4 protein-coding genes and 1 pseudogene are annotated in these 7,888 nt (G+C 75.8%); 1 reads left to right on the top strand and 4 read right to left on the bottom strand.

What is annotated here, in order from left to right:
• Window positions 1-84: 84 nt before the first annotated feature.
• From ACFWUQ_RS30595 to ACFWUQ_RS30580, 4 genes are all read right to left on the bottom strand, one after another.
• Window positions 85-2,058, bottom strand: a complete 1,974-nt coding sequence (locus ACFWUQ_RS30595) for a HelD family protein (RefSeq protein ID WP_384544514.1) — start codon at window positions 2,056-2,058, stop codon at window positions 85-87.
• A 395-nt stretch (window positions 2,059-2,453) separates the two neighbouring features.
• Window positions 2,454-4,097 (bottom strand): DNA repair helicase XPB, encoded by a 1,644-nt coding sequence (locus ACFWUQ_RS30590; protein WP_384544512.1) that lies wholly within the window; start codon window positions 4,095-4,097, stop codon window positions 2,454-2,456.
• 200 nt (window positions 4,098-4,297) lie between these two features.
• Window positions 4,298-4,894 carry a DUF4291 domain-containing protein gene (locus ACFWUQ_RS30585; protein ID WP_384544510.1) on the bottom strand — a complete coding sequence of 199 codons (597 nt, stop codon included), beginning with the start codon at window positions 4,892-4,894 and terminating at the stop codon, window positions 4,298-4,300.
• A gap of 97 nt (window positions 4,895-4,991) precedes the next feature.
• A complete protein-coding gene (locus ACFWUQ_RS30580) occupies window positions 4,992-7,523 on the bottom strand; it encodes a helicase C-terminal domain-containing protein (RefSeq protein ID WP_384544508.1) in 2,532 nt (843 codons plus the stop codon).
• Window positions 7,524-7,609: 86 nt separating this feature from the next.
• Here ACFWUQ_RS30580 and ACFWUQ_RS30575 point away from each other — a divergent pair.
• A pseudogene (locus ACFWUQ_RS30575) lies at window positions 7,610-7,888 on the top strand (hypothetical protein); the annotation flags it as partial.

The raw sequence follows: 7,888 nt of genomic DNA, 5'->3' as shown, positions 1-7,888 counted from the left end.
GGGGGGGCGGGGGGGGGGGGGGGGGGTGTGGGGGGGGGGGCGCCCCCCCCGGGGGGGGGGGGGCGCCCCCCGCCGGGGACCGGGTCAGGACAGGGCGGCCGGCAGGGGGGCGGTGTGGAAGGCGGCGAGGCCCGATACGGCCCGGGTGAGGCAGACGTACAGCCGCCGCAGGCCGGTCCGCTCGTCCGGCTCGCCGGAGACGATGGCGGCCGGTTCGTCCAGGACCACGTAGTCGTACTCCAGACCCTTCGCCAAGGACGCCGGCACCAGCGTCAGCCGCGACTGCGCCGTCGTCTCCTGCCCGGGCGACAGGTACGGCAGCCCCGCCGCCGCCAGGGCCTCCGCCAGGAGGGGGATCCGGGCGTCCGCCGCGATCAGGCCGACGGACCCCTCGTGCTCCAACGCCTCCCGGCACGCGGTGACGACCGCCGCCGCCAGGTCGGAGGTCCGCGAGACCCGCAGCGAGCCCGGCGTCTCGCGGACCGAGGAGACCGGCTCCAGGCCCGGCGCGATCGACGGCAGCAGGCGGGAGGCGTACGCGATCACCTCGCGCGGTACGCGGAAGCCCGCCGTCAGCTCCTCCACCACCGCCTGCGGCTTGCCCAGGTGGGTCAGCGCCTCCTCCCAGCCCCGCGTGGCCCACGGCGTCGTGCCCTGGGCGAGGTCGCCGAGGACCGTCGCCGAGCCGGTCGTGCAGCGCCGTCCCACGGCGCGGTACTGCATCGGGGAGAGGTCCTGGGCCTCGTCGAGGACGACGTGGCCCAGCGACGGCGTCCGCTCCACCAGGTCCGCCGCCTCGTCGATCAGGACCAGGTCCGCCGCCGACCACTTCGCCGACCTCACGGACCGGAACGGCTTGGGCCACAGCAGCAGCTTCTGCTCGTCGGCCGTCAGGACGTCCGCCGCGTGGAGGGCCAGGAAGTCGGGGTCGGAGAGCAGGCGCAGGACCAGCTTCGCCGGTTCGACCGGCGGCCAGACCGCCTTCACGGCCGCCTTGACGGCGGGGTCGCGCGCGACCGCGTCCTGCACCCGGTCGTCCGGCGCCTCGCCGGCCTGCTCCATCCGTACGAGGACGGCGTGCGCGAGGCGCTGGGGGAGCGCGTCTCGGGCGGCGCCGTAGCGGATGTCGCGGTTCTGGAGCTCCTCGACCATCTCGGCGAGCTCGTGGGCGGGTACGCGCCAGCGGCGCGACCCCCGGACCACCATCAGGGCCTCGGCCGGCGCCGTGACGTGCGCGCGGAGCGCGCGGCGCAGCACCTCCGCCATCCGGGCGTCGCCCTTGACCACGGCGGTCTCGGCGGCGTCCGTGCCGCGTACCTCCAGGCCGGGGCGGGCGACCAGGTCGTCGACGGTGGCCTGTTTGACCTCCAGCTCGCCGAGGGCGGGCAGGACCTGCTCGATGTAGTGCAGGAAGGAGCGGTTCGGCCCGATGACGAGCGTGCCCGTACGGGCGAGGCGGTCGCGGTGGGCGTACAGCAGGTACGCGACCCGGTGCAGGCCGACCGCCGTCTTCCCGGTGCCGGGACCGCCCTGCACGCACACGGAACCGGTCAGGCCCGAGCGGACGATTTCGTCCTGCTCGGGCTGGATCGTCGCGACGATGTCCCGCATCGGGCCGACGCGCGGGCGCTCGATCTCGCGCTGGAGCAGCCTGCTGACGGCCGGGACCTCGGTGGGGTCGGAGAGCCGCTCGTCCTCGTACGCCGTCAGCTCGCCGCCGGTGTAGCCGAAGCGGCGGCGCAGCGCGACGTCCTGGGGGTCGGCCTTGGACGCGCGGTAGAAGGGCTGGGAGACCGGGGCGCGCCAGTCGATGACCATCGGGTCGCCGTGGGCGTCGTGGACGTGGCGGCGGCCGATGTAGAACTGCTCGCCGCCGGCGCCTTCGGCGAGGTCCGCACCCGGGGCGTGGAGGTAGTCGAGGCGGCCGAAGAAGAGGGGGGTGTGGGTGAGGTCGGCGAGGGCCTTGATGCGGTCGTCGATCTGGGTCTGGAGGACGATCGCGTTGACCCAGTTCGCGGTGACGTCGCGGATGTCGAGGGCTTCGACGTCCTCGCGCATGGCGCGCAGGGCCGTACGGGAGGCGGCGAGGTGGGCGCGTTCGCGGGCGAGGGGTTGGTCGGGGGCGTGCGCGGGCACGGCGTTGCCTCCAGCTGCTGGTGCGGAACAGGAGCCCGCCGGTCTCCGCCCCCGGCTACCGCTGGGAGGTGCCCCGGGCGGGCGGCGCTCCCCGATGGGGCGGCCGGAGGCGGCAAGAGCGGAGATTCTAGCCACCGCACCGGAACGCCGCGACCGGATATCGCGGCCGCGGGAGGACGCCCGTACGGGTCTCGTACGGCGGAGGACGCGGGCGCGGCCCGCCGCTGACCCCCGGCCCGCGGGGGCCGGCCGGGGGTCAGCCGGGGGGGGGCGCGGTCCGGGGCCGGTCCGGGGCGCGGCCGGAGGGCGCTCGGTGGTCAGTCGGTGGTCAGGAGTTCGTCCGCGTCCATGATGCGGTAGGCGTAGCCCTGTTCGGCCAGGAAGCGCTGGCGGTGGGCCGCGAAGTCCTGGTCGATCGTGTCGCGCGCCACGACCGAGTAGAACCGCGCCTCGTGGCCGTCCGCCTTCGGCCGCAGGACCCGGCCCAGGCGCTGCGCCTCCTCCTGGCGGGAGCCGAAGGTGCCCGACACCTGGATGGCGACCGTGGCCTCCGGCAGGTCGATCGAGAAGTTCGCGACCTTCGACACGACCAACACGCTGATCTCGCCCTCACGGAAGGCGTTGAAGAGCTTCTCGCGCTGGGCGTTGGAGGTCTCGCCCTTGATGACGGGCGCGTCCAGGTGCTCGCCCAGCTCGTCGAGCTGGTCGATGTACTGGCCGATGACCAGGGTCTGCTCGCCCTTGTGCTTCGCGACGAGGGCCTCGGTGACCTTCCGCTTCGTCGCCGTGGTCGCGCAGAAGCGGTACTTCTCCTCCGTCTCGGCGGTCGCGTACGCCAACCGCTCCGCCTCGGTGAGGTTGACGCGGACCTCGACGCAGTCGGCGGGCGCGATGTAGCCCTGCGCCTCGATCTCCTTCCACGGGGCGTCGAACCGCTTCGGGCCGATGAGGGAGAAGACGTCCGACTCGCGCCCGTCCTCCCGGACCAGGGTCGCGGTCAGGCCGAGCCGGCGCCGCGCCTGGAGGTCGGCGGTGAACTTGAAGACCGGCGCGGGCAGCAGGTGCACCTCGTCGTAGACGATCAGGCCCCAGTCCCGGGAGTCGAAGAGCTCCAGGTGCGGGTAGACGCCCTTCCGCTTCGTCGTCAGGACCTGGTACGTGGCGATCGTGACGGGCCGGATCTCCTTGCGGGTGCCGGAGTACTCGCCGATCTCCTCCTCCGTCAGCGAGGTCCGCTTGACCAGCTCGTGCTTCCACTGGCGGGCCGAGACGGTGTTCGTGACCAGGATCAGCGTGGTCGCCTTGGCCATCGCCATGGCGCCGGCGCCGACCAGCGTCTTGCCGGCGCCGCAGGGCAGTACGACGACCCCGGAGCCGCCGTGCCAGAAGCCCTCGACGGCCTGCTGCTGGTACGGGCGCAGGGCCCAGCCGTCCTCCGCCAGGTCGATCTGGTGGGCCTCGCCGTCGACGTACCCCGCGAGGTCCTCGGCCGGCCAGCCCAGCTTGAGCAGGGTCTGCTTGATCTGCCCGCGCTCCGAGGGGTGCACGGCCACGGTGTCGGGGTCCAGGCGGGCCCCGACGAGCGGGGCGATCCGCTTGGAGCGCAGGATCTCCTCCAGCACCGGCCGGTCGGTGCTGGTCAGGACCAGACCGTGCACGGGGTGCTTGGAGAGGGTGAGGCGGCCGTAGCGCGCCATGGTCTCGGCGACGTCGACGAGCAGCGCGTGCGGGACGGGGTAGCGGGAGTACTCGACGAGGGCGTCGACGACCTGCTCGGCGTCGTGCCCGGCGGCGCGGGCGTTCCACAGGCCGAGGGGGGTGATCCGGTAGGTGTGGATGTGCTCGGGAGCCCGCTCCAGCTCGGCGAAGGGGGCGATGGCGCGCCGCGCGGCTCCGGCGAGCTCGTGGTCGACCTCCAGGAGGAGGGTTTTGTCGCTCTGGACGATGAGGGGCCCGTTCACGCACGTCCCTTTCCGCGTGGGGTGGCCGTCCGGGCGCGGACGGCCAAACCTCCAGTCTGCCGCATCCGGCCGGGGGCGGGGCGGTGTGCGCCCGGAGTCGGGCGTCGGCGTGCGGCTCGCGGCCCAGCGGCACGGCCCCTCCGCAACGCGTCCCCGCGGACCCGTCCCCGGCGGCGACGGCCCGGCGCTCAGGGGATCGGCTACGCGCCCAGGTGCGGCAACGGCCCGCAGGGGTACGGGGTCTCCGCCGGGAGCAGGGCGCGCGCCGCGTCCTGCCGGCCGCCCTGGAGCAGCCCGTGGATCGTCCGCGCCAGCGGGGTCACGTCGCGGATGGAGAGCGTCCACTCGTCGGCGTACGCGCGCGAGGCGCGGCCGGACAGGCCCAGCTGGAGCGAGCGGTGCGGCAGCGGGTTCAGGTGCAGGTCCCGCTCCGGGTCCCACTGGACGCGGGCCGGCGCCTCGCGCAGCTGCCGCTGCCAGGCCGCGCGGTCGGGGTGCGTGCCGGGCTCGAAGTGCGACAGGCAGGCGTGGCGCAGCGCGTCGTCGAAGCCCGCGCGGGTGATCTCGACCGCCAGCACCGTCTCCTGGTCGGCCTTGGTCGCCCAGCCGCAGCGGTACATCATCCACAGGAACGACGGCTTGACCCACGTCATGCGCTCCCGCTTCCAAGCGGCCGGGAAGCGGCCGTCGCGGGCGGCCGGCAGGCCGAGCCGGGGGGCGTACGCCTGGTAGACGGTGACCGAGGTGTCGGTGTGGGCGGCGCGGATCCCGCGCTGGGGCGGCCTGCTGTCGGACATGCCCCCAGGGTGCCGGGCGCCCCTGCCGCGGGCCACCGGATTTACGGCCCGCCCGCCGCCGCCCGCGGCCCGCTCCGCGCCGCCGCTCCGCCCGCCGTCAGACCTGGTCCTCCGCCAGTTCCGCGACGCCCGTGACGCGGTGCAGCGCGTACGTCCGTACCTCGTCGGCCGTGTGGTCGTAGCCGGTGACGAAGCCGCCCTCCACCCGCACCGGCGCGATGACCCGCTGGCTCGCCGCGCCCTCGGCGTTCACGTAGCCGATCCACACCGCCGACCCGGTCAGCGCCGCGGCCTGCACCGTCGCCAGGGTCTCCGCCGCGCTCGTGCGCGGCAGTGCGCCCGGAGCCGGGGCGGCCTCCCCGGCGGGGGCCGCCGGGTCCTTGCGCACCGCCGTCGCGGCCAGGTCGCCCGCGCGGATCGCCCGCACGGCCGCCCCCAGCAGCGTCGGGTCCGGCACCGGCGGACCGTCCGGAACCGGTACGGGCGCCGAGCGCGCCGGGGTGCGGTGCGCGTCGGCCCGCGACACCAGGACGTCGCCGGTACGGGACTCCGCGGCCGGCGCGTACCCCATCGCCCGCAACCCGTCGAGCAGGGCGGCCGGTTCCGCCTGCGCGGCGAGCACCGTCGGCGCGAGGCGGCGCAGCGCCAGCCCCGCCGAGCGCTTGTCGGCGAGGATCTCGCCGAGCACGGAGTCGTCGTCGCAGCGCACGTACGAGGACGCGGCCCCCACGCGTAGGTGCCCGTGCCGCCGGGCCACGTCGTCGATCAGGTACGACAGGGGCTGCGGGACCGGCGTGATGCTGTGCTCCGCGAGGAAGGCGTGCAGGTCCACGGCGGTGTGCCCGGCGTCCAGGGCGCGGCGCACCGACCCGGGCGTGAAGCGGTACACCGTCGCGCCGCCCTTGGACTCCACATCCGCGAGGACCGCCAGGGTGTCCCCGAGCGGGCGGCGCAGCGGCCCCGGCGCCACGGCCGTCAGGTCGGCCTGCAGCAGGACGTGGTCCACCGGCTCCGGGAGCAGCGGTTCGAGCAGCGGCGCCGGGTCGCGGTGTTCCAGCAGGGCCCGGCCCGGACCGGACAGGGCGCCCCGGCCGGTCACGCCGAGGACCTCCGCCTCGGTCAGCGTCCACTGAGCGAGGCGGGCGCGCAGGTCGCCCGTACCGCGCACCGGCCGCTCCCACGCGAGCCGGGCCTGCAGGTCCCGCGCGTCGGCGGACGCGCCCTCGGGCAGGTCCGCGAGGAGGTCCAGGACCCGCCGGCGCACCTCGGGGGCGGCGGAGCGGTCGAGTTCGGGGCCGAGCACCGACAGGGTGCGGCCCTTGGAGTCCTGTTCGCCGACCAGGCCGGCGGTCCGGGTGGCCGGCAGCCAGGCCCGCGCGAGGACCGCCCACCGCTGGGCGGGCGGCAGTTCGCACCAGTCGTCGAAGGCCGGCGTGGGCGCGTACCGCTCGTCCGCCTCCCCGTCGCCGGCCAGCAGCCCGGCCGCGTAGGCGAGTTCGATCCAGAACGCCGCCGACGGCTCGGTGGTGTCCAGGGCGGCAGCGGCCCGCTTGAGGTCCCGTACCGAGAGCCCGCCCGCCCGCAGCACCGCCGGACCGGCGTACTCCCAGGACTTCACCAGTTCCTCGACGGTGGACAGCGCGGCCAGCGCCTGCCCGGCCGCGTTCGCGTCCACAAGCTGTGGACGGTGCTCGCGGTGCGCAGGCACCCTCGGAGCCACCGGCGCGGTGTCCCGGTGGGCCAGACCCCCGCGCAGGTGGAGCGCCACCTCGCGGGGCAGTACGACGGTCCGCGCCGACGCGGGCAGCAGCAGCCCCCGGTCGCGCAGCCAGCGCACCGGCGCGGTCGGATTCGGCGTCACCTCCCCGTACGGCGGCCCCCACACGAGGCGCCCCAGCACCTGGTGGGCCTCCGCCGGGGCCTCGTCCAGCAGGGCGGACATCCGCTCGGGGTCGGTGAACAGCCCGGTCAGCGCGGTCACCGCGGACACCGGGTCGTGGGTGGCGGGCAGCCCCGCCGCCGCCACGATCTCCTGGATCCGGGTCGGCGACATCCCGGCCGTGGCCTCGGCGACGGTCGGCCCGAGGCCGGTCGGCGAGGGCCGCTGGGCGGACGGCGCGAGCAGTTCGCGCGCGGTGCGCACCAGCCGCAGCCGGTCGTCGTCGCCCCACACCAGGGCCTGGTCGCGCAGGGTCCCCAGGGCCCGGGGGAGGGCGGCGCGCGCGGGGTCGCCCTCGGTGCCCTCGCCGTGGTGGCCGGTGAGCAGCGACTGGAGCACCGCGTACGGGCACGGGTCGGGGGACACCGCCAGCGCCTCGGCGGTCTGCAGCGCGAACCGGTCCAGGCGTTCCAGCGCCCGTACCACCGACGCCCGGGTCCCGGCCCGGGTGGCCAGCTGCGTCACGTCCCCCGGCACCGGGTTCAGCAGGTCGGGGCGGGCCCGGAGCAGAGCGGCGAGCGCCGCGTCGTCACGGGTGCGCAGCGCCTCGGCGAGGGAGCGCGGGGCGCCTCCCGCGGAGCCGCCGGCGTTGCCGTCCGCGGTGCCGTTCGCGGTGCCTCCCGCAGCAGTGCTTGCCTCAGGCACAGTTGCCTCCTGGTCGCGTCGGCCGGTCAGTCGGCCGGTTCCCATCCGGTCAACGGTATCCGCTGCGCCCCCGGCCGCTCCACGGGCGCACGCGCTACCTTTCCCGCAGGCGGTACGGGAGGAGGCGGGGCATGGGGATCGAGAGCGACCAACTGGTCTACGAATATCTGAGCCGGGTCGGGGACTTGGCGCAGCGGCGGCAGCTGTCCTCGGGCGACCGGATGCGGCTGGTGTCGGGGCTTCGGGACGAGATCGACCGTCGGCGCGCCAAGTACGAACCGGAGACGCCGGCCGCCGTACGCCGCATCCTGGAGCGCATCGGCACGCCCGAGGAGGTCCTGGACACCCTCGGCTCCCTCCCCGGGGGCGCGCCCGGGGAGGGAGCCGGCTCCGGCGCGGCCGCCGCGGAC

The organism is Streptomyces sp. NPDC058662 (assembly GCF_042716255.1).
Classification (GTDB): Bacteria; Actinomycetota; Actinomycetes; order Streptomycetales; family Streptomycetaceae; genus Streptomyces.
Note: the sequence above shows the minus strand (reverse complement) of the source record. Positions and strands in the feature narration are given on the sequence as shown.

Bases quoted from the DNA above. Each gene is read 5' to 3' on its own strand.
- ACFWUQ_RS30580 (WP_384544508.1), bottom strand. From the start codon at position 7,523: ATGGGAACCGGCCGACTGACCGGCCGACGCGACCAGGAGGCAACTGTG.
- ACFWUQ_RS30595 (WP_384544514.1), bottom strand. From the start codon at position 2,058: ATGCGCGAGGACGTCGAAGCCCTCGACATCCGCGACGTCACCGCGAAC.
- ACFWUQ_RS30585 (WP_384544510.1), bottom strand. From the start codon at position 4,894: ATGTCCGACAGCAGGCCGCCCCAGCGCGGGATCCGCGCCGCCCACACC.